Genomic DNA, 20294 nt, shown 5'->3' on the forward strand with positions numbered 1-20294 from the left:
TTGATTATCTATGATTCACTTTCTAAGGCAAGTACACCGAGTATGGTTTTTATTTTGGATAATTTTCTTCTTTATCCTTTTTTATCCAATGTATTACCTCACATCTCGTAATCCAAAATATTACTCCATTTTAAATCTTTGCAGAAAAGCCAATAGTTTCTGTTGCAGTTTGCTTTCCGGCGTTTGGTACAACTATTATTACGAGGAAAAACTAAATTACAAGCAAACGTATATTTATTGTGCCAACCACTCTTCGAATTTGGATATTATGGTGTTTTGTATCATGTGTCATGGTAAATTCCATTTTATGGGCAAAGATGAATTGTTAAATAATCCTGTTTTAGGAATTTTCTTTAAAACAATTGATATTTCGGTAAACCGTGATAGTAAAATTTCTGCCTTTCGGGCATTTAAAAAAGCTGGCGAAAATTTAGAAAAAGGAATGAGCTTGATTATTTTTCCAGAGGGAAAAATAGATGATCATTATCCGCCACGGTTGGGCGAATTTAAAAATGGTCCTTTTCGTTTAGCTATAGATAAAAACATTTCACTCGTGCCAGTCAGCATTACCAATGTTTGGAAAATTAACTGGGATGACGGCGCCAAGTATGGAAGTAAGCCAGGAATTTGCGATATTTACGTCCACAAACCGATAGACACAGCAAAGTTGGCAGACGTTGATTCTGATTTGTTAAAGGAAAAGGTATTTCAACTCATTGAAAGTAAGCTAGTAAAATGAATTTAGACGCAAAAACCATTTATAAAATTGCCGATTTGGCCAGAATTCATATTGATGAAAAGGAAGTTGAAACCCTAATTCCTGAAATGAACAAGATACTTTCGTTTATGGAAAAACTCAACGAACTCGATACCTCAACTGTTAAGCCTTTAGTTTATATGAATGAAACGACTAATGTTTGGCGAGAAGACGTTGTGAAACAAGAGATATCAACGGCAGATGGACTTAAAAACGCCGCAAAACATACTGATCAATTTTTTATGGTTCCAAAAATTATCGAAAAGTAATTTTGTTACTATTGTAACATCTTACCCTTTACGCTTGTCTAAAAACGAAAAAACATGGAGAAACCACTTATTACCATAAAAGAAATTGGCCGTAAATATGTAATCGGATCAGAAGTTATCCATGCTTTAAAATCAGTTTCTTTAGACATTAATAAAGGCGAATTTGTTGCGCTTATGGGGCCCTCAGGTTCGGGAAAATCAACCTTGATGAACATATTAGGCTGTTTAGATACACCATCAAGTGGTACTTACATCTTAAATGGAACGAATGTGAGCCAAATGACTGATGATGCTTTAGCCGAGGTTCGTAACAAAGAAATAGGATTCGTTTTTCAAACTTTTAATCTTTTACCCCGTTCTACCGCGCTTGATAATGTGGCTTTGCCTTTAATTTACGCCGGTAGTAGCAAAAAGGACCGCGAGGCTAGGGCTGCAAAGGCATTAGAAAATGTAAATTTAGGTAATCGTATGGATCATAAACCGAACGAGTTATCTGGCGGTCAGCGCCAACGTGTGGCTGTAGCACGAGCGTTAATAAACAATCCATCTATTATTCTGGCCGATGAGCCAACCGGTAACCTAGATACCAAAACCTCAATAGAAATCATGGGTCTTCTTGAAGAAATACACAGTAAAGGGAACACGATTATCTTGGTTACTCACGAAGAGGATATTGCGCAACATGCACACAGAATTGTGAGAATGCGTGATGGTTTAATTGAGAACGATTACGTAAATACCGATATCAAAAATGTTTCTCCACGCCTGCAAGCTTTAAATGATAGTGGCAGCGATTGGGAAAAAATAAATTAACCCCTAAATCCCCTAAAGGGGACTTTTAGGATTTTGTATAATAATTCCCCTTTAGGGGCTAGGGGTATGAAAATCTACACTAAAACTGGCGATAAAGGACAGACATCATTAATTGGTGGTACTCGTGTCCCGAAATATCATTTACGCATAGAAACTTATGGAACGGTTGATGAGCTAAATTCTCACTTAGGTTTAATCATGTGTCAGGATATTGCTCCCGAATACAAGAAATTATTGAAAGAAATTCAGGATAGGTTATTCACAATAGGGGCAACGTTAGCGGCAGATCCAGAAAAATCGAAAATGAAAATTCCTGATCTACATGAAACTGATATTGTTTTATTGGAACAGGAAATGGATTTAATGAATGAAGTGCTGCCACCTTTAAAGCACTTTGTTTTACCAGGCGGAAATACTACTGTTTCTTACTGCCACATTGCCAGATGCGTTTGCAGAAGGGCAGAACGCTTAACTGTTGAGCTTGCAGAAAATAGCTTTGTAGACGACAAAGTTAGCGTTTATCTCAATCGCTTAAGTGATTATCTGTTTGTTTTGGCACGAAAACTGAACATGGATTTTAGCGCAGAAGAAAACATCTGGATACCTCGGATTTAATAGTGGAAAAATAAGTTTGTTTTGCTCAAAAATTTTAATATACTTTGCGCATTGTTAAGAACAAGAATTTAATTGAATTGAAGATATGTATTGGACATTAGAACTAGCATCGCACTTGGAAGACGCACCTTGGCCTGCAACTAAAGATGAATTAATTGATTATGGTATCCGTTCTGGCGCACCAGTAGAAGTTATTGAGAACTTGCAAGCGTTAGAGGATGATGGCGAACCTTATGAAACTATTGAGGAAATTTGGCCAGATTATCCAACTAAAGAAGATTTCTTCTTTAATGAGGATGAATACTAAATTTTATAAAGCATAAAGAAACCTTTCGCAAAAACGAGAGGTTTTTTTATGACTTCTTTACAACGAAAAGGAGTTTGATTATCAACCAATTAAAAATATAATTTACATTTTTTAAACAAAAGTATTCCAGCTGTGTTAATACATCAACATTTACTTAAAAAATTAACACTATGGGAAATTTATTGTATTTAGTCGCAGTAGTATTGGTTATACTATGGGTGATCGGCTTTGTGTTCCACGGCTTTGGCGATGTGGGTAACATCATTCACGTTTTATTGGTAATCGCAATTATTGCAATCTTGCTTAAAGTTATAGGCAGAGCAACATAAAATATGTTAAGCGAACATTCATCAATTTGCAGCGTAAAATCTTAAAATATTGATGAATTAGAAGGGGTGTTTCATTATTATGAAACACCCTTTCCTTTATCAACGCTTTAACAAAAGTTCTGCTAACTCTAAATCGACAGGATAGGTTATCTTAATATTATTTCTTTCGCCTTCCAAAATGTGAATAGCTTCACCAATAGCCTCAACAACGCTGGCGTCATCAGTAAAACTCACCGAATAATCTTGTCGGTAAGCCTCTTTTAAAATTTTTAAACTAAAGGTTTGAGGCGTTTGTACCAGGAAGATTTCATCTCGCTTCAACGCCGATGTTTTATCGTCTTTAAACATTCTTACACTGTCGCTCGATTGAACAGCAGCAATAACGTTACCATGCAGTTCAGCCTCCTTAAAGCACCCGTCAATCAATTCTTTCGAAACTAACGGACGAACGGCATCATGGATAGCGACAAAACATTCTTCATTAATGGAGTTAATTGCATTTTTAACCGAATAAAAGCGTTCGGTGCCACCATTAATCACTTCGTGTGGTACCCTAAAATTAAACTCTTCGCAAAGCCTTTTCCAGTAGCCCTGTTGTTCTTTGTTTAAAACTAATAAAATTTTAGGTTGAGTATCGCTTTGCGCAAAAGCTTTTATGGTGTGCATTAAAACCGGGAGGTTTTTTAGCAACAAAAATTGTTTTGGGGTTTCCGTCTGCATCCGATTGCCAGAACCGCCTGCTACAATTATAGCGTAGTATTTCATTCGAGTATCTAGAAATTAGTATTTAGTACTTAGACAAATTTATCTAAATACTAAATACTAAGTACTAAAATCTATATAATTAGCATGGCATCACCATAACTATAAAATTTATATTTTTCTTTAACTGCTACTTCGTAAGCATTCATTACATTTTCATAACCACCAAACGCACTTACCATCATCAATAATGTCGATTCTGGCGTGTGGAAGTTTGTAATCATTGAATTAGCAATATTAAATTCGTAAGGAGGGAAGATGAACTTGCTTGTCCAGTCATTTGCAGCCTTTAATGTTCTATTTGCTGATACAGCCGATTCTATTGAACGCATTGAAGTAGTTCCAACTGCACAAATTCTTCTTTTTTCCTCTATGGCTTTATTAACAATATTAGCATCTTTTTGCTCGATGATAAATTGCTCTGAATCCATTTTATGTTTAGTCAAATCCTCTACCTCAACGGTTCTAAAGGTTCCTAACCCAACATGTAGGGTTACTTCCGCAAACTCTACACCTTTAAGCTCAAGGCGTTTCATCAACTCGCGACTAAAATGTAAACCTGCAGTTGGAGCTGCTACAGCACCTTCGTGTTTAGCGAAAATGGTTTGGTAACGTTCTTTATCTTCAGCAGTTGCCTTACGTTTGATGTATTTCGGAAGTGGGGTTTCACCTAGAATTTCTACGTTTTTTCTAAATTCTTCGTCAGTTCCTTCAAATAAGAAACGAATGGTGCGCCCACGAGAAGTAGTATTATCAACAACTTCAGCAACCAATAAGTCATCGTCGCCGAAATATAATTTATTACCTACCCGAATTTTACGAGCTGGATCTACTAAAACATCCCATAAACGTAATTCTTTGTTTAATTCGCGAAGCAAAAAAACCTCGATAGTAGCGCCAGTTTTCTCTTTATTGCCGTATAAACGAGCAGGGAAAACTTTTGTGTTATTCAGTATCATTACGTCTTTGTCATCGAAATAACCCAGCACGTCTTTGAAAATTTTATGTTCAATTTTACCACTGTCTTTGTGTAAAACCATCAAACGTGCTTCATCGCGTTGTTCGGCTGGATTGTTAGCAATTAATGACTCTGGTAAATTGAATTTGAATTGTGATAATTTCATTCTTGATGAATTTTTTGAGGTGCAAAAATACGAATTTAATTCTTCTTTTTCGTATTTTATCAAACGTAATTACAGTATACAATGTTTTGGTTAATTAAATATTGAAAAAGAAGTCGCTTAACTCTGAAACGCCACAAAATTAACTAGTTTTGAAAATGAGTTGTAACCTTTTTATATGCTGTGCATCTAACCATTAATTATGATAATCTTTAGGCTAATAGGGGAGAGTTTTCGTTTTGCTTTTGATGCACTACGCCAAAATAAAATGCGTACCATGTTGTCGCTTCTTGCGATCACAATTGGGATTTTTACCATCATCGCTGTTTTCTCAGCAGTAGATACCTTTCGTGGTAAACTTCAGTCAAGTGTAGATAAATTGGGATCGAATACGATTTATGTTCAAAAATGGCCTTGGAGTTTTGGCGATAACTACCCTTGGTGGAAATACATGAACAGGCCACAGCCTTCGCTTCGTGATTTTGCTGCTTTGAGAGAACGAATGGGGAATGCCCAGGGAATCACCTTTGAAATCTCGACGAGTGATAGGACAATAAAATACAGGAGTAATTCTGTTGAAGGGATAAATGTTTCAGCAGCTTCGCATGATTTTGATAAAACCTGGAATTTCGAACTGCAAGCCGGTCGCTATTTTACTGAAACCGAAAGCAATAACGGCTCACCCGTGTTATTGATGGGAGCAGATGTTGCTGACGGATTATTTGGTGGAGATGACCCAATAGGTAAACAAGTGCAAGTTTTAGGCAGGAGATTAACAGTTATTGGTGTATTTAAAAAAGAGGGCGAGGATATGTTGGGTACTTCTTTGGATAAAAATGTAAATATCCCGATAAATTTTGCCAAGAGCATTCTTGATATTCAAAATGAACGATACGGTCCACAAATTACAGTGCGTGGAAACGATAATGTTTCGCTTGAAGAAGTAGAAAGCGAATTGAAAGGTTTAATGCGATCTATCCATAGAATCAGGCCTGGCCAAGAAGAAGATTTCGCTTTGAATAAAACAACCATACTTTCCAATCAACTAGATTCTATGTTTACTATGGTAAATTGGGCAGGTTGGATTATTGGTGGTTTCTCAATATTAGTTGGAGGCTTTAGTATTGCAAATATCATGTTCGTATCCGTTAAAGAGCGAACAAACATTATTGGTATTCAAAAATCATTGGGAGCAAAAAATTATTTTATTCTATTGCAATTTATCTTCGAATCTATTTCACTATGTATTTTGGGAGGGCTGCTCGGGCTGTTGCTGGTCTATTTGATTGCATTACTACTCGGAGCGCTGACCGGATTTTATATTATACTTGGAGTAAATAATATATTACTCGGCATTTGGATATCTGTCATTATTGGAACGATATCGGGATTCTGGCCGGCATATTCCGCATCAAGATTAGATCCGGTTGAGGCCATCAGAAGCTAAGTTGTTATTCGTCTTTAAGGAATTAGCCAAGACGGATCTTTACTATCAGTTTCGATCTTTTCTATTTAATATTCATATTGCAATACGAAGACTCTAAAATTAAAAAACCCTTGCCAGATCATTTCTAGCGAAGGGTTTTATATATATAAACTGAAAATTCCGAATTACTAACTGCAAATAACTATGCTAGCTTGCCTAGTGCTTCTTTAATTCGTCTTAAAGCTTCTAGTAAACTTTCATCAGAAGCTGCATAGGATAAACGGATATAATTATTGTTTCCAAAAGAATCACCACCAACGGTAGCTACATGGCCAACGTTTAGCAGATACAGCGCTAAATCAGACGAGTCTTTGATGATATTTCCATCCGCATCTTGTTTACCAAAAAATGAACTGATTTCTGGAAAGAAATAGAATGCGCCATCTGGAAGGTTCGTTTTAACACCAGGGATTTCGTTTAGTAAATTATAAACCAATTCTCTACGACGAAGAAATGCTTCTTTCATGGCTAAAACACTGTCCAGACCCTGCTCATAAGCTACGATGCCCGCTCTTTGTGCAATTGAACAAGTTCCTGAAGTGGTTTGTCCTTGTAATTTATCATTTGCAGCAGCAATTTCTTTGTTTGCTGCGATATAACCCAATCTCCAACCGGTCATTGCGAATGCTTTCGAAAAGCCATTAACAATAATTACTCTATCTTTAATACTGTCAAATTGTGCGATAGATTCGTGCTGATCAACAAAATTGATATGCTCATAAATCTCATCCGACAGGATATAAATGTTAGGATGTTTCTCAAAAACCTTAACTAAAGCTGCCAATTCATCCTTGCTATAAACTGAACCAGTAGGGTTACATGGCGATGAGAACATAAACAACTTCGATTTTGGTGTTATAGCCGCTTCTAATTGTTCAGGCGTAATTTTGAAATTGCTCTCGATATCTGTATCGATGAAAACTGATTTTCCTTCCGCTAAAACAACCATTTCCGAGTAGGAAACCCAATATGGCGTAGGAATAATCACTTCATCATCTGGATCTATCAATGTTAAAATTACATTTGATAGCGATTGTTTTGCGCCGGTAGAAACTACAATTTGCGAAATATCGTAATCGAGATTATTTTCGGTTTTTAATTTGTTAACAATAGCTTGACGTAAATCTGGGTATCCTGGAACTGGAGAGTAACGGGTGTAGTTATCATCTAAAGCCTTTTTTGCGGCATTTTTAACATGTTCAGGAGTATTGAAATCGGGTTCACCAACACTTAAACTTATAATATTAACACCTTTTGAGGCCAGTTCACGGCCTAATTTGGTCATTTTAAGTGTCGCAGATTCGGATAGATTGTTGATTCTTTTGGATAAGGTGCTCATGGTTAATTACTTTGAACGCAAATATATAAACCAAATATTATTCTGCACTAAAAAAGGCATAGTTTTTCTCATTTAATTTGAGTGATAAGCGTATTTTTGTGAAAAATATCCCGTGACGATTAAAAAGCAAGCGATTATAATTTCATTAGTGGTTAGTATTTTTTTAATGCTAGCCAAATTTGTGGCTTATTTCATCACGGGCTCAAATGCCATTTTAACCGATGCAGCCGAAAGCATTGTAAACGTAATTGCTGGCAGTTTTGCGTTCTACAGCATCTATTTAAGTACGCAACCCAGAGATGAAAACCACCCTTATGGCCACGGAAAAGTAGAATTTTTCTCTGTCTTTGTTGAAGGAATTTTGATTCTTCTAGCAGGTATCATTATTATATTCAAATCATCTTACAATTTAATTTATCCCCATGCCGTTGGGCAGCTTTTACAGGGGACCATAATTATAGGAATTACTGGTTTGGTAAATATGATCGTTGGTTTGTATCTGGTTAAAGTTGGGAAAGAGCAGCATTCTATAACGCTACAGGCTGACGGAAAGCACTTACTTACAGATACTTATACTAGTTTGGCTATAGTTCTCGGCTTAGTGCTTATTCAAATAACAAATATAATTTGGTTGGATAGTCTGCTTTCTGTTATCGTTGGTTTTTACATTGTATATTCTGGGTATAAGTTAACAAGAAGTTCAGTTGGTGGCTTAATGGATGAAAGCGATTTTACCTTAGTAGAAGAAGTTGTTGATGTACTGCAGAACAATAGGCATAATCCCTGGATTGATGTTCACAATCTTCGTACCCAACAATACGGCCCTGATTTTCACATAGATTGCCATGTTACATTGCCTTACTATTTCGACTTGAATCAGGTTCATAGAGAAATTTCACAGATTGATGAACTTATTAATAAAAACGGCATTCGAAAAGCAGAACTATTTATCCATGCCGACCCGTGTTTGCCTGCATGCTGCCATTATTGCCACATGAGCGAATGCCCTGTGAGGGCAGAAGCCTTTAAAAAGGAAATTATCTGGACGCCTGAAATTGTGATCAAGAACAAAAAGCATTACGAAAATGAGTTACTTTAATGTACGTGTTTATGGTTTGCTAATTAATGCTAACCAACAGATTCTAATTAGCGATGAAGAGGAGCATGGCTTTCGTTTCAGCAAATTTCCTGGTGGTGGTTTGGAAATTGGCGAAGGTCTTATTGATGGGCTAAAGCGAGAATTTATGGAAGAATGTAATGCTGAGATAGAGGTGTTATCACATTTTTACACGACTGATTTTTACGAAAAATCTTCTTTTAACGATAGTCAGGTGATAAGTGTGTATTACCTGGTTAAAGAAAAGGCACCTTTACAACTTGCCTTTAAAACAAAAATTTACGATTTCGATGTAGAAGGAGAAATTCTTCAAGCCTTTCGTTGGGTTGCGATAAGCGAATTGGATGTGAACGCAATTACCTTCAAAACGGACAAAACTGTTGCTGAACTACTAAAGAATGGATTGAAATAGCAAGCAATTATTTACAGTACTTGTAAGAAATTTTTTAAGGCATCATTTACAAAGTAATTCCATCCAGCTTTAAAACTTTCTTTTTGGAAATCTTTACCATTGTCGGCAAAGGTTTCAACGCCTGTATGAGTTAGTTTTAGCCGGGTATTGTTTCCCTGCTCAAAGATTTCCCATTTCACTATTGAGCTGCCTGGGTAGTTATCATATTTCCATGAATAAGCAATTACACCTTCTTCATCAACTTCGGTGATCTCACAAAGATGTAAGTATTTTGGTCCTTCGTCAGCACCACCAATAAAGTCGAACTTGAATCCAATCCTTGGTTCGAACTTATCCAATTGAAAATACCATTGTTTAAGTTGGTTGTTATCTGTTAAGGCTTGCCAAACTTTATCAATTGGCACATTGTAAACACATTCAGCTATTAGCGGATTAGCATCCATAGGCTCAATTTTAATGATTTAAATTAGCCCAAAGGCATTTTGCTGAAATCCATGAACAAGATACTCCACCTTTGTCCGTCAAGATCTATGAATCCACAACCGTACATCCAGCCGTCTTTATAACCAGGTTCGCCATAAATAGAGCCTCCAGCTTCTACTACTTTCTTAGCCAAATCATCTACTTCCTCCGGACTCTCGGCATCGAAAGAAAATAATACCTCGTTTCCAGAAAAATTTTCTGAAACTGCGCTACCGGCAAAACCCTCGTATAACGATTTCTCAAAAAGCATTAAAACCAGACCTGCATCACCAACCAGGAAACTCGCACTATCTTCGCGAACACCATATTGCAAGTTTAATTTGAAACCAAGGTTGGTAAAAAATTCTTTCGATTTTTTTACATCCTTAACTGGAAGATTTATCCATAGTGATTTGATCATAGCTATAAAATTTTATTAAACTTAATCAGATTTTCAAAAGAAAAAGAATGCTATTTATGAAAATTTACGGTGTGAATTGAGCCAATTTGTTACTTCTTAACGGCTTTCTTCTTATATTTCTTAGCTAAATCTTCTGGTGCTACGGCGCAATAAGAAAGTCGAACCGCATCATTAAGAACTTCGTCTTCTATGAAACTTAATTCAAAAATTGTCCATCCTTGTTTGCCCCAGCCTGCCTGTGCAGGATAGATTGCTGATGGGTCTAAATCCGAAAATTTATTCTGATCTTTTGGCGACAATCTAAAAACTGCTTTTAAGTTTGAGTTATCAATAGTAATGAAGATTTTATCGTCAACTTTAAACGAGTTTTTGTTGGCATTTGGTGTTTCTACTACGTCTTCAAAAGACAAGGCAAGTTCTCTAAAAGAATCTGGAGATATCATAATATGTGTTTTTAAATAAGCTTTAATCGAGCTATCATTAAGAATTTGATTTAGCAAACTTACATCAATTTTAAGCTTTTAAGTATTTTATATCTAAATCGAAAGGTAACGAATTGAAAGATAACTGATAAAATTAGCTCGCAAATTTCGAGAGCCTAAATTACAATTTATATAGTTTCTGCGGAAATTCTGCAGCATGATTAAGAATTAAATTGAGAATATAACTGTTGGATTGATATACTGACAAATCACTTTTGATAGGAGCTAAGCCGTCCGCTAAATAGGTTTTATCTTTAAAATATCCCATTCCGTAGAATCTTCCATTTTCTACCACAAGACAACTAAGTTCTTCTGCCTCGCGTCCATCATCAACCAATGCGAAGCTGGGCTGTAAACTCTGGAGGTCAGCTAGCGCATTATTTAAGCGCTTATTGTAAACGGCAACTGTTTCTATACCGCTACAAACGCCAAAGCATTGTCCATTATCATGTGCAGTGCATTTTGTAGCCGTTTTTTGAAGATAGCAGAGCTTAGCGCAAAGTTGATATTTTTCAATTAGTTGATTCAAAAAATTGTAACCTTCTAACAAGCTATTAAAACTTTGAAGAGATTTATTGTTTGTCTTATGCTTATCTATCGCCAACCTTAAATAACCATTTTGGTCTTCAAAAACATAAAGATCATACTTATGCTCATAACGCTTCAAGGCTCTGTTATTTTCTGGCCAAAGTCTTTTAATTTCGTTCGCTTCTAAAATTAAAGCCATCAACTCGGTGCCGCAAACTACATAATCAACATTATAAATAGTACGTAAAAAATCTTGTCTTTGCTTATTAGGTTTGTTGCCGGTAAAGTGGCTTATCACTCGTTTTTTTAAGTTTTTAGCTTTTCCAACATAAACTATCTTTCCCTTATTATCCTTAAAATAATATACGCCAGGTTGGTTGGGCAACCTTAAAATTGAAGCACGATCTAGATGTGGGGGCAAAACCTGTTCTTTTGAACTCTTCTTTAACATTTCGGCAATAATACCTTCGTGATCGGTTTCTAAAAGCATATTAAACAATATACTGGTTGCATCGGCATCTCCTCCGGCACGGTGTCGATTTTGAATGGAGATATTTAACGCACTACATAGTTTGCCCAAACTATATGAAGCCTTTCCTGGGATAAGTTTTCTACTTAGTCTTACAGTGCAAAGTTTACGGCAGTTCAAATCGTAACCCGCAGCCGATAAATGATGTTTTAAAAAAGAATAATCGAAATTAACATTATGGGCTACAAAAACTTTTTCATTCAAAAGCTGGTAGATTTGCAGTGCGACATCCTCAAAGTGGGGTGCGTCTGCTACCATATCGTTATCAATCCCTGTTAAAGCAGTGATATAAGCAGGTATAAATTGCCTTGGATTGATTAAGGTTGTATAGGATTCCACCACCTGATTTTCATCATGAATGTTTATGGCTACCTCAGTAATTCCATTTGCAGAGGCATGGCCTCCCGTGGTTTCTATATCTACAACTGCGTACAACATCGGCAAATTTTCAAATACAAATCTATACTAAAATATTTAGTAATAAAAATAATTTTGAGCTATTTTTTGATGGTTTTTTTAGTTGTATTGCATTTTTAGTAATGCTTTAAAACAAAACCAGCGAATACGTAATAACGCAATCGCTGGGTTAACTATTATTAATATTTTATTAAAGCTTACTCAATAATTTGCTTAAATTAGGCTTAATACCTACGCTAACAGGAACGGTGTTAAATACGCGATTTTGAATTTTACCAAAACCATACATATAACTAACCTCTACGAATAAGTTGGCGCCGCCGATATTGTATTCAATTCCACCGCCACCTTCAGCAATACCTAAACTATTGGTTTTGTTTTCCATATTTACCTGCAATGTATTGGCATTAACCCCAGCTTGAGGAGTCAAAATAAAGCCGCCACCTGCACCAGCGAATCCATAAAAAGCCCATTTATCCACTATCTTACGATACCCTAAAGCAATGTTTAATAAATAAGTAGTGGATCTGCCTTTCTGAATGGTATAAGTGTAACCGGGGTCAGCAATCTGTTGGTTAAATGTAAAAGCATGCAAACTCACCTTTGGATAAACGAAAAAGCCTCCGTTACCTACCGCTAGATTTACCCCAAGGGAAGTTGAGAATTTCGGTTTAAAGTAATCTGCTGTTTCGCCCATCGGGAATGCAAAACCAATTCCACTCATAGAATAAAGTTTATCAGGACGGTTACTTTGTGCGCTAGCTTTCATTGATATTGCGGCGCAAAGCAATATAATCGGGGTTAGTAATCTTGAGTTCATATATGGTTTTTTAATTAGCAATTAGCTTATTTACTTTTCGCAGTAAATCTGAAATGTTAAAAGGTTTAACTAAATAATCATCCGGGTTTAGTTTTTGCGATACGATGTAATTTTCATCATAACGGGCAGAGGCCATTATTACCGGGATATTTTCTGTTTCAGGATTTAGTCTTAGCTCTTTGAAAACTGCTCTGCCATCCATTCCGTTCAGCATAATATCCAGAATAATTAAATCTGGCATAAACTCTTTTATTGTTTTAAATATAAATCTTGGAGATAATAATGGGTAAACGCTGTAATGCTCGGTTTCTAGTGCCATCTGAAAAACCTCCAAAATATCGGGATCATCATCAACAACTAATATTCTTTTCAAAACGGATCTTCAATTAATAAAAAATAGACTATCCCTAATACAAAGAAACATCAGGAATGTTTTAACCGCTATTAAAAACTTAAATTAAACTTCCCGATGACATCAATTATCAGCTATCTTTCAAAGAATTGTTATTTGCAAATTCGGTAAAAAGCAATTTGTGCGAATCTTCAATTGTATATGAAATTCCGCTGGCAAGCAAAATTTGATTACCTAAAACACTTTTAATGTGCTTTTTAGAAATGATTGTATCGGCACTAATCTGGATAAAACCCGGGTGCGATCGCAACATATTAATCATCTTCGCGAAGTTTATTTTTGCACTTGATATAGATAGCTCCGTGGTAATAAAATTAATATCGTGTTTATGGTCCTCGACAGCAATCAAATCCTCAAAATTTACTCTTACTAATTCGTCATTCTCATTATGTAATGGAATGTAAAAGTAATGATCATTAAAGATGGATAAAGTTTGATGGTCGGTTTTACCAGTAGGAAATAAATTATTAATGGTTTTGGTGAAGTTAAGAATAGAATAGGGCTTCAATAGGTAGGCATCTGCTTCAACTCTAAAGGCATCTAATGCATATCTCGGATGAGCTGTGGTAAAGATAAGATGCTTGGCCTTTTGTCTCAATAAACCAGCGAGCTCAATACCAGAAAGCGCAGGCATCTCTACATCTATGAAAATAATGTCAACAGGGTTTGCCATAGATATTTCTGCCAACGCCTGCAACGGTTCAGTAAAAGTTTGAACTAATTCCAGTTCGGGCAACTTTTCCATGTAAGCAATTAGATTTTCTAAGGAATGGGGATCGTCATCAATGGCGATGCAACTTATAGACATTTTGTGAGTTTTAGATGCTGCAAAATACAATTTAGAGTGATAAAATCGAAAAATAATTTATAATGTATTGGCAAATAGTAGATTTAATTGTGTAGTGTTAATTTTACGGATATGAATTAATAAACTGCAAGCACATATATTTTATTAGAGGTATAAATATGCGATTAATAATAATAAATATGTAGTTTTAACATAAATGATTGATGTGATTTACAATTTATTGACCATTTGATAATATTTCGGGTTTAAAACCGTAATAATCTTAAGATGATTCTTAAATACAACTCAGTAATTATCTACCTAAAATACATTCCTATGAAAAACAGAACCGCCATCACTACTACGTTGAATAAATCTATCACCAGAAAAGTGATTGAATTGCAAGAGTTAGGATATGATTGTGATTTCCTTTTGCTTGCAAATGGTAATTTACTGTGTATTCAAACCAATCGGAAATACCCAATTAAATCGGTTTCGATAGAAACAATGGAACACGGTTATGATTTTTTTAGTCAAACATATAAACATGTTCACACCATTGTTACGGGAAATGGAGAGAGTGGGGTTCTGCTAACTGAGCGAGCCTACAATTGAGTTTTAATTAGCGTTTTGAGTACTAAAATTCGCTGGTTTCGACTGAGCATTCCAACGGAGCTGCCTTGCAATTTTAGTACTTCGAAATTGTAAGTTTTGTTTCGGATAGAAAAAAACTATTCGACTTTCTTTTTGTTTAGATTTTATTGAATATATTTAAACAAAAATGACTTATACCATTTCAGATCTAGAACAGCTTTCGGGTGTACATTCGCATACCATTAGGATTTGGGAACAAAGGTATAATGCTTTGACACCTATGCGATCACAGGGTAATACTAGATTGTATGATGATGAACAGCTTGTAAAGCTATTAAACATCGTTAGCTTAAATCAAGTTGGTTTAAAAATTTCAAAAATTTGTAGTCTCTCCAACGAAGCGATAGAAGATCTTTTAGATCAACAATACGAGCATCAATCTGACGATGATCTGGCTGAATTCTATCTGTCGAGGTTAATCAAGTTTGGTTTAGAATTTAATCACTTAGCTTTTAACAATCTACTCAACGATTGCATGCAGATAATGGGTGTTACCAATACCTACCGTAGGGTAACATACCCTTTACTTGTTCGTTTAGGTTTGATGTGGAGAAAAGATGATATTTGTCCTGCCCACGAACATTTTATCAGCAACATTATCAGACAAAAACTTTTTGCCCAGATCGATAAAATAAGTACCACTAACCAGGATTCCGCTACCTGGCTACTTTTTCTACCCGAAGATGAAGACCATGACATCGGTTTAATTTTCGCTTACTACCTGCTTAAACTAAATAATCAAAATGTTATTTTTTTAGGCAATAGAACACCATTAGATTCTGTAAGCGCTGTAATTTCGACAATAAATATTGATCACGTTTTGCTTTTTATGGTTAAATCAAGAGCAGAAGAATCAACAAATATATATATCCTTAACCTCACTAATAAGTGCAAAACTGCTAAAATTCATCTGGCAGGAAATGCAACAGTTATAAAAAAACTTAAAAATATTGATCATATCAATTGGTTTAAATCGCTTGATGAGTTCGAAAAATCAATACAAATCCCTATTTAACATGAAAGAAATTTTCGATCAACTATCGGCCAATTGTAGTAAACTCACCACCACTAGTTATAGTACCAGTTTTTCTTTTGGCATCTATTTTTTAGGTAAAGAGTTGCGCCAACCCATTTATGCTATATATGGTTTCGTTCGTTTAGCGGATGAAATTGTTGACAGCTTTCATAATTTTGATAAAAAGTATTTACTCGAAAAATTTAAGCAGGACACCTTCGAATCTATCCAGTTAGGCATCAGCTTAAATCCTGTGATTAATTCTTTCCAGAAAGTAGTTAACGAGTTTAAGATTGATCATGAACTCATTCGTCTTTTTCTTAGAAGTATGGAAATGGATTTAGAAGATAAATTGTACACGCAAGATTTATATGATGAATACATTTTGGGTTCAGCGGAAGTTGTAGGGCTTATGTGCTTAAAAGTGTTTACCAATGGCGATGAAAGCGAGTATAATAGACTTAAGCCTTATGCGATGAAGCTGGGTTCTGCCTTTCAAAAAGTTAATTTTTTGAGGGATGTGAAAGCAGATCATCAGGCTTTGAACAGGAATTATTTCCCTAATGTGAATTTAGCGGCGTTCTGTGATAACGAAAAACGAAAAATTGAGCAAGAAATAGAGGAGGAGTTTAATGAGTCTTTGGTTGGCATTAAGATGCTCCCGTTAAGTTCGAGAAACGGCGTTTATTTATCATATATCTATTATAAAAAGTTATTTAACAAAATAAAGGGATTAAGCGCAGAGAAAATTATGACTGAAAGAATAAGAATACCTAACCACCATAAGATTGGTTTAATGTTCGATTCTATGATCCGCCATAAATTAAACGTGATTTAGTTTAATGGAAGAACACGTAATATTAGTTGATCAAAATGATATACCGCAAGGTAAAATGGAGAAATTAGAAGCCCATCAAAAGGGTGCTCTGCATAGGGCGTTTTCCATTTTTATCTTTAATGATAACAATGAGCTTTTATTGCAGCAACGGGCCCAAGGAAAATACCATTCCGGTGGGTTGTGGACTAACACTTGCTGCAGTCACCCTCGGGAAGGCGAGAGCAATTTAGAAGCCACACAGAGAAGGTTAGGGGAAGAAATGGGAATGAGATGTGATTTGAGTTATGCCTTCAACTTTCTTTATAAAGTTAAATTTGAAGATGGATTGACGGAGCATGAACTTGATCATGTTTTTTTCGGCAGATCTAATAAGAAGCCCGTAATCAATCTAGACGAGGTGATGGATTTTAAATACATGACCCTCGATCTGTTGAAAAAAGATATTGAATACAACCCAAACAACTACACGATTTGGCTGAAAATATGCTTGGAAAAAGTAATTCAGCATATGGAATTCGTTGAAAATAAAAACGGGCATACAGCCTAAGCCATATACCCGTATCTAAATTAACGCTCTCGAGGACAAATATAGAAGTAGTTTATATAATTCCTAAATGTTTAACAATTCTTTTACTTTAAGATTATAGTTCACTGTCATCGTTAAGAAATACAAGACGAAACATCGGTATTTGTGGTAGAAATTATTGTTTAGAATAATTTCTCTGACAAAAATCGCACACATAACATTGCCTGTGTGTCTTCCCGAGTTCTTGTTTAGTAACCTTATGATCTGCAGCGCACTTCTTCTGCAGATACACTTCCCAATGCTTACTCAATGTGTTTTCCTTTTTCCAATCCAGAAAATCAAAGCTATATCGTTGGCTTTCACTAATAACCTCTTTAAGTTTAGCTAAAGGAATATCTTCAATTTTACTAAGTGGATGAACTTTAGTTCTATATAACACTTCGTTTTTTATGATATTGCCAACGCCTCCAAAAATCTTTTGATCTAATAATACATCGCAGATATAGGAAGATGCGGTTTCTTTCAATTTTTTTAGTGCCAGTTTGGGATCCCATGATTTAGACATAACATCAGATTTCCAGTCGTAATGTTCGTTAATATCACCCTCAAGTAGGTCAATTTTACAGGTGTAGAAATTTAGCTGATCATTTTTAAAGGTGAGTCCAAGTTTGATTGGTGTTTTTTTACTATCATTTATTAAATATGTTCCGAAAAGCATGAAGTGAATACGGACAGTAAAATCATCAAAACAAATTAAAAAGTGTTTTCCCCAGCTCTTGAAATCATTAACCTTTCGATGCAAAAGCCGGTCTTTATCAATAGTCGTCACATTTCCTGTCACTTCCAAAACCTCAGGTTTTCTTAAGTGCAGTCCAGCCACCAAATCTTTTAATATCACAATTGATGGTCCTTCAGGCATCTGCTAGTTTTTTAAATGAGTAATGTTCTTTGATATAATAATTGAAATATCTGCCTTTTGATCTGGCAGCCTTGAAGCTTTCGAATACCTTCTGCGGCACACCTTTATATTGATAGACCATTCCAGAGACAAAGGTGATATTGAGTGCTTTCGCTTCTGGATTATAACTAAAATGATCTATAACGGATGATGGCATAAAAAGTATTTTCTTAACTCAAATTTTTACTCTCCCTTAAGTTCTGATTCTTCTTTGGCTGCTCGAATTTTCTCTTTCTTTAAATCAATTCGTATAATATTATATAAGCTCATGTATACATTTGCAATCCAAACAATTGCAAAGAACGCTATAATGTATCCTCTCCAATCTGGATAGATAAGCGTGTATTTCGTAATCAACAGGATAATCAAGGTGATATAGTGACTGAAACAATATTCGCAGGTGAACACATAAAAAAATTTCCGCTTAATTAGCTTGTCGCAATTTTTAGATCGATCAACACAAAATTCTCTCGCCTCTCTAAAAATTTCTTCTTTGGTAACCGTCCAGGCGATGCAAGCTACGGGGAGCGCTAAAACAAAAATGTAATAGATGTGTGGTTCCATGAAATCGAATTAATTTTAAATACAACCTTCAACCATCGAAAATGTTTAGATCCTGAAGTAAACATTTTAATGCTACAACTGTTTAGTACTTCAAAAACCATAATTATGGAAAGATCAGAAATTGTATCTCTATTAGAGGTTATCAATCAGCAAGTAAGTTCTCCAATTTTAGGCGGGATGGAAGATGATTACGAGGTATTGGAAAGCATGGGCTTAGTTAAAATTAACAGGGAATCTATTCAATGGACAGCCGTGATGACACCAGCAGGCAATGCGTATCTAGGGCATGATTAATTGACCGTATAGGTTAATGATATTAATATAAATCTTCTAAATTTGTGGCGAGGTTAGCACGTGACCTATTTTTATAATTGTTACGCTAATTAAGCTTATGAATGAAATTCAACTAAGAACGGTTAGTGTTACGCGGTATGTTACGCCTTTGCGAGAGGGCGGATCAATGCCTGCAATTGCTGAAGCCGACGATAATTTCTTATACGTATTAAAATTCCGTGGCGCCGGCCAGGGAACAAGGGCATTAATAGCCGAGCTAATTGGTGGCGAAATAGCAAGAATTTTGGGCTTACGGGTTCCGGAATTAGTTTTTGCTAATCTGGATGAGGCATTTGGAAGAACCGAGCCGGATGAAGAAATTCAAGATTTACTAAAAGCAAGTGTCGGTTTAAATCTCGCACTTCATTACTTATCAGGTGCCATAACTTTTGATCCAACAGTTACTACTGTCGATGCCAAACTGGCCTCGCAAATTGTGTGGTTAGATTGTTTTTTAACCAATATGGATCGTACATGCCGCAACACCAATATGCTCATTTGGCATAAGGAACTCTGGCTCATCGATCATGGTGCGTCGCTATATTTTCACCATTCATGGCAAAACTGGAAAGAACAGGCTACGAGACCGTTTTTTCTGGTAAAAGACCATGTTTTATTGCCTTGGGCATCTGAGTTAGATGTTGTTGATCAGGAATTTAAATCGATCTTAAATCCTGAAAAAATTCGGGCAGTTATCAACTTAATTCCGGATGATTGGTTGGAAGGGGAGACTAACTTTGAAAGCAATACAGCACACAGGAATGCCTACTCGTATTTTCTGGAAACCCGTTTAGCAAATTCTGAACTATTTTTAAAAGAAGCGCAGCATGCAAGAGAAATTCTTATTTGAGTATGCCGTGATTCGTGTTATGCCTAGGGTAGAGCGTGAAGAATTTATGAATGTGGGCATTATTCTTTTCTGTGCAAAAAAGAAATTCTTGCAAAGCATTTTCATTGTTGATGAAGTTAAACTATCTACTTTTTCAGCTAAAATCGATATTGACGAAGTACAGGCAAATCTTTCAGCTTTTGAACGAATTAGCATAGGCGCAAAAAATGCTGGTCCGATTGGTCAATATGATCAGGCCTCCCGTTTTAGATGGCTTACTGCCACTAGAAGTACTGTAATTCAATGCTCTAAAGTACACCCTGGTTTTGCCACAGATCCTTACGAGACGATGATGAGGCTCCATCATGAATTGGTGTTGTAATTGCAAATTA

At 35.7% G+C, this 20294-nt stretch carries 29 protein-coding genes; 16 read left to right on the forward strand and 13 right to left on the reverse strand.

What is annotated here, in order from left to right; all coding sequences use genetic code 11:
- The first annotated feature begins 88 nt into the window (after positions 1-88).
- From ACZZZK_RS00615 to ACZZZK_RS00640, 6 genes are all read left to right on the forward strand, one after another.
- The gene (locus ACZZZK_RS00615) at positions 89-739 is read left to right on the forward strand and encodes a lysophospholipid acyltransferase family protein (protein ID WP_463482364.1); all 651 of its coding nucleotides are present in this window, start codon (positions 89-91) and stop codon (positions 737-739) included.
- Complete coding sequence (gene gatC / locus ACZZZK_RS00620; RefSeq protein WP_463482365.1) at positions 736-1026, forward strand: Asp-tRNA(Asn)/Glu-tRNA(Gln) amidotransferase subunit GatC; 291 nt, start codon at positions 736-738, stop codon at positions 1024-1026. Before ACZZZK_RS00615 ends, gatC begins: the two co-directional genes overlap by 4 nt.
- 54 nt (positions 1027-1080) lie before the next feature.
- A complete protein-coding gene (locus ACZZZK_RS00625) occupies positions 1081-1839 on the forward strand; it encodes an ABC transporter ATP-binding protein (RefSeq protein ID WP_056848927.1) in 759 nt (252 codons plus the stop codon).
- A 66-nt stretch (positions 1840-1905) separates the two neighbouring features.
- On the forward strand, positions 1906-2454 hold the full coding sequence (locus ACZZZK_RS00630) for a cob(I)yrinic acid a,c-diamide adenosyltransferase (RefSeq protein WP_463482366.1): 549 nt from the start codon (positions 1906-1908) through the stop codon (positions 2452-2454).
- 85 nt (positions 2455-2539) lie between these two features.
- A complete protein-coding gene (locus ACZZZK_RS00635) occupies positions 2540-2761 on the forward strand; it encodes a DUF2795 domain-containing protein (RefSeq protein ID WP_010603503.1) in 222 nt (73 codons plus the stop codon).
- A 170-nt stretch (positions 2762-2931) separates the two neighbouring features.
- A complete protein-coding gene (locus tag ACZZZK_RS00640; protein ID WP_131557824.1) occupies positions 2932-3090 on the forward strand; it encodes a lmo0937 family membrane protein in 159 nt (52 codons plus the stop codon).
- Positions 3091-3189: 99 nt separating this feature from the next.
- Here ACZZZK_RS00640 and ACZZZK_RS00645 read toward each other — a convergent pair whose 3' ends face one another.
- Together ACZZZK_RS00645 and queA are read right to left on the reverse strand one after the other, a co-directional pair.
- Complete coding sequence (locus ACZZZK_RS00645) at positions 3190-3855, reverse strand: 2-C-methyl-D-erythritol 4-phosphate cytidylyltransferase (protein WP_463482367.1); 666 nt, start codon at positions 3853-3855, stop codon at positions 3190-3192.
- 71 nt (positions 3856-3926) lie between these two features.
- Entirely contained in the window at positions 3927-4976 is a 1050-nt protein-coding gene (gene queA / locus ACZZZK_RS00650) for a tRNA preQ1(34) S-adenosylmethionine ribosyltransferase-isomerase QueA (RefSeq protein WP_265798766.1), read from the reverse strand.
- A gap of 199 nt (positions 4977-5175) precedes the next feature.
- Here queA and ACZZZK_RS00655 point away from each other — a divergent pair, with 199 nt between their 5' ends.
- Positions 5176-6420 (forward strand): ABC transporter permease, encoded by a 1245-nt coding sequence (locus tag ACZZZK_RS00655; protein ID WP_265798767.1) that lies wholly within the window; start codon positions 5176-5178, stop codon positions 6418-6420.
- A gap of 181 nt (positions 6421-6601) precedes the next feature.
- Here ACZZZK_RS00655 and ACZZZK_RS00660 read toward each other — a convergent pair whose 3' ends face one another.
- Positions 6602-7798 carry a pyridoxal phosphate-dependent aminotransferase gene (locus ACZZZK_RS00660; protein ID WP_463482368.1) on the reverse strand — a complete coding sequence of 399 codons (1197 nt, stop codon included), beginning with the start codon at positions 7796-7798 and terminating at the stop codon, positions 6602-6604.
- Between the two features lie 112 nt (positions 7799-7910).
- On the opposite strand from ACZZZK_RS00660, the gene ACZZZK_RS00665 reads away from it, so the two are divergent.
- Both ACZZZK_RS00665 and ACZZZK_RS00670 read left to right on the forward strand, forming a co-directional pair.
- Positions 7911-8897 carry a cation diffusion facilitator family transporter gene (locus ACZZZK_RS00665; protein ID WP_463482369.1) on the forward strand — a complete coding sequence of 329 codons (987 nt, stop codon included), beginning with the start codon at positions 7911-7913 and terminating at the stop codon, positions 8895-8897.
- Positions 8884-9327, forward strand: coding sequence for an NUDIX domain-containing protein (locus ACZZZK_RS00670; protein ID WP_463482370.1), 444 nt, complete (start codon positions 8884-8886; stop codon positions 9325-9327). Before ACZZZK_RS00665 ends, ACZZZK_RS00670 begins: the two co-directional genes overlap by 14 nt.
- Before the next feature lie 11 nt (positions 9328-9338).
- Here ACZZZK_RS00670 and ACZZZK_RS00675 read toward each other — a convergent pair whose 3' ends face one another.
- The 7 genes from ACZZZK_RS00675 to ACZZZK_RS00705 form a co-directional block, all read right to left on the reverse strand.
- On the reverse strand, positions 9339-9770 hold the full coding sequence (locus ACZZZK_RS00675) for an SRPBCC family protein (RefSeq protein ID WP_463482371.1): 432 nt from the start codon (positions 9768-9770) through the stop codon (positions 9339-9341).
- A 23-nt stretch (positions 9771-9793) separates the two neighbouring features.
- On the reverse strand, positions 9794-10210 hold the full coding sequence (locus tag ACZZZK_RS00680) for a VOC family protein (protein ID WP_463482372.1): 417 nt from the start codon (positions 10208-10210) through the stop codon (positions 9794-9796).
- 89 nt (positions 10211-10299) lie between these two features.
- Complete coding sequence (locus ACZZZK_RS00685; RefSeq protein WP_463482373.1) at positions 10300-10653, reverse strand: MmcQ/YjbR family DNA-binding protein; 354 nt, start codon at positions 10651-10653, stop codon at positions 10300-10302.
- Positions 10654-10813: 160 nt separating this feature from the next.
- Positions 10814-12187, reverse strand: a complete 1374-nt coding sequence (locus ACZZZK_RS00690; protein ID WP_463482374.1) for an exonuclease domain-containing protein — start codon at positions 12185-12187, stop codon at positions 10814-10816.
- Between the two features lie 169 nt (positions 12188-12356).
- Complete coding sequence (locus ACZZZK_RS00695) at positions 12357-12986, reverse strand: autotransporter outer membrane beta-barrel domain-containing protein (RefSeq protein WP_463482375.1); 630 nt, start codon at positions 12984-12986, stop codon at positions 12357-12359.
- A gap of 10 nt (positions 12987-12996) precedes the next feature.
- Complete coding sequence (locus tag ACZZZK_RS00700) at positions 12997-13359, reverse strand: response regulator transcription factor (RefSeq protein WP_056848937.1); 363 nt, start codon at positions 13357-13359, stop codon at positions 12997-12999.
- Between the two features lie 109 nt (positions 13360-13468).
- Positions 13469-14206: a LytR/AlgR family response regulator transcription factor gene (locus tag ACZZZK_RS00705; RefSeq protein WP_463482376.1), complete on the reverse strand. Its 738-nt coding sequence runs from the start codon at positions 14204-14206 to the stop codon at positions 13469-13471.
- A 315-nt stretch (positions 14207-14521) separates the two neighbouring features.
- On the opposite strand from ACZZZK_RS00705, the gene ACZZZK_RS00710 reads away from it, so the two are divergent.
- From ACZZZK_RS00710 to idi, 4 genes are all read left to right on the forward strand, one after another.
- Positions 14522-14800 (forward strand): hypothetical protein, encoded by a 279-nt coding sequence (locus tag ACZZZK_RS00710; protein ID WP_056848939.1) that lies wholly within the window; start codon positions 14522-14524, stop codon positions 14798-14800.
- 166 nt (positions 14801-14966) lie between these two features.
- Positions 14967-15854: a MerR family transcriptional regulator gene (locus ACZZZK_RS00715; RefSeq protein WP_463482377.1), complete on the forward strand. Its 888-nt coding sequence runs from the start codon at positions 14967-14969 to the stop codon at positions 15852-15854.
- Between the two features lies 1 nt (position 15855).
- On the forward strand, positions 15856-16692 hold the full coding sequence (locus tag ACZZZK_RS00720) for a phytoene/squalene synthase family protein (RefSeq protein ID WP_463482378.1): 837 nt from the start codon (positions 15856-15858) through the stop codon (positions 16690-16692).
- 4 nt (positions 16693-16696) lie between these two features.
- A complete protein-coding gene (gene idi, locus ACZZZK_RS00725; RefSeq protein ID WP_463482379.1) occupies positions 16697-17239 on the forward strand; it encodes an isopentenyl-diphosphate Delta-isomerase in 543 nt (180 codons plus the stop codon).
- 154 nt (positions 17240-17393) lie between these two features.
- Here the strand turns inward: idi and ACZZZK_RS00730 are convergent, their stop codons facing one another.
- The 3 genes from ACZZZK_RS00730 to ACZZZK_RS00740 are packed head-to-tail and all read right to left on the reverse strand — an operon-like array spanning position 17394 to position 18740.
- Positions 17394-18137, reverse strand: coding sequence for an endonuclease (locus tag ACZZZK_RS00730; protein ID WP_463482380.1), 744 nt, complete (start codon positions 18135-18137; stop codon positions 17394-17396).
- Positions 18130-18333 (reverse strand): KTSC domain-containing protein, encoded by a 204-nt coding sequence (locus ACZZZK_RS00735; protein ID WP_463482381.1) that lies wholly within the window; start codon positions 18331-18333, stop codon positions 18130-18132. The genes ACZZZK_RS00730 and ACZZZK_RS00735 overlap by 8 nt, the downstream gene beginning before the upstream one ends.
- A gap of 26 nt (positions 18334-18359) precedes the next feature.
- Positions 18360-18740: a hypothetical protein gene (locus tag ACZZZK_RS00740; RefSeq protein WP_265798783.1), complete on the reverse strand. Its 381-nt coding sequence runs from the start codon at positions 18738-18740 to the stop codon at positions 18360-18362.
- A gap of 105 nt (positions 18741-18845) precedes the next feature.
- Between ACZZZK_RS00740 and ACZZZK_RS00745 the strand changes: the two genes are divergently transcribed.
- The 3 genes from ACZZZK_RS00745 (at position 18846) to ACZZZK_RS00755 (ending at position 20284) form a co-directional block, all read left to right on the forward strand.
- Positions 18846-19034, forward strand: coding sequence for a hypothetical protein (locus ACZZZK_RS00745; RefSeq protein ID WP_463482382.1), 189 nt, complete (start codon positions 18846-18848; stop codon positions 19032-19034).
- Positions 19035-19131: 97 nt separating this feature from the next.
- On the forward strand, positions 19132-19923 hold the full coding sequence (locus tag ACZZZK_RS00750; RefSeq protein WP_463482383.1) for a HipA family kinase: 792 nt from the start codon (positions 19132-19134) through the stop codon (positions 19921-19923).
- Positions 19901-20284: a DUF3037 domain-containing protein gene (locus ACZZZK_RS00755; protein ID WP_463482384.1), complete on the forward strand. Its 384-nt coding sequence runs from the start codon at positions 19901-19903 to the stop codon at positions 20282-20284. Before ACZZZK_RS00750 ends, ACZZZK_RS00755 begins: the two co-directional genes overlap by 23 nt.
- Positions 20285-20294: the final 10 nt, after the last annotated feature.

Source organism: Pedobacter sp. AC163 (assembly GCF_979258665.1).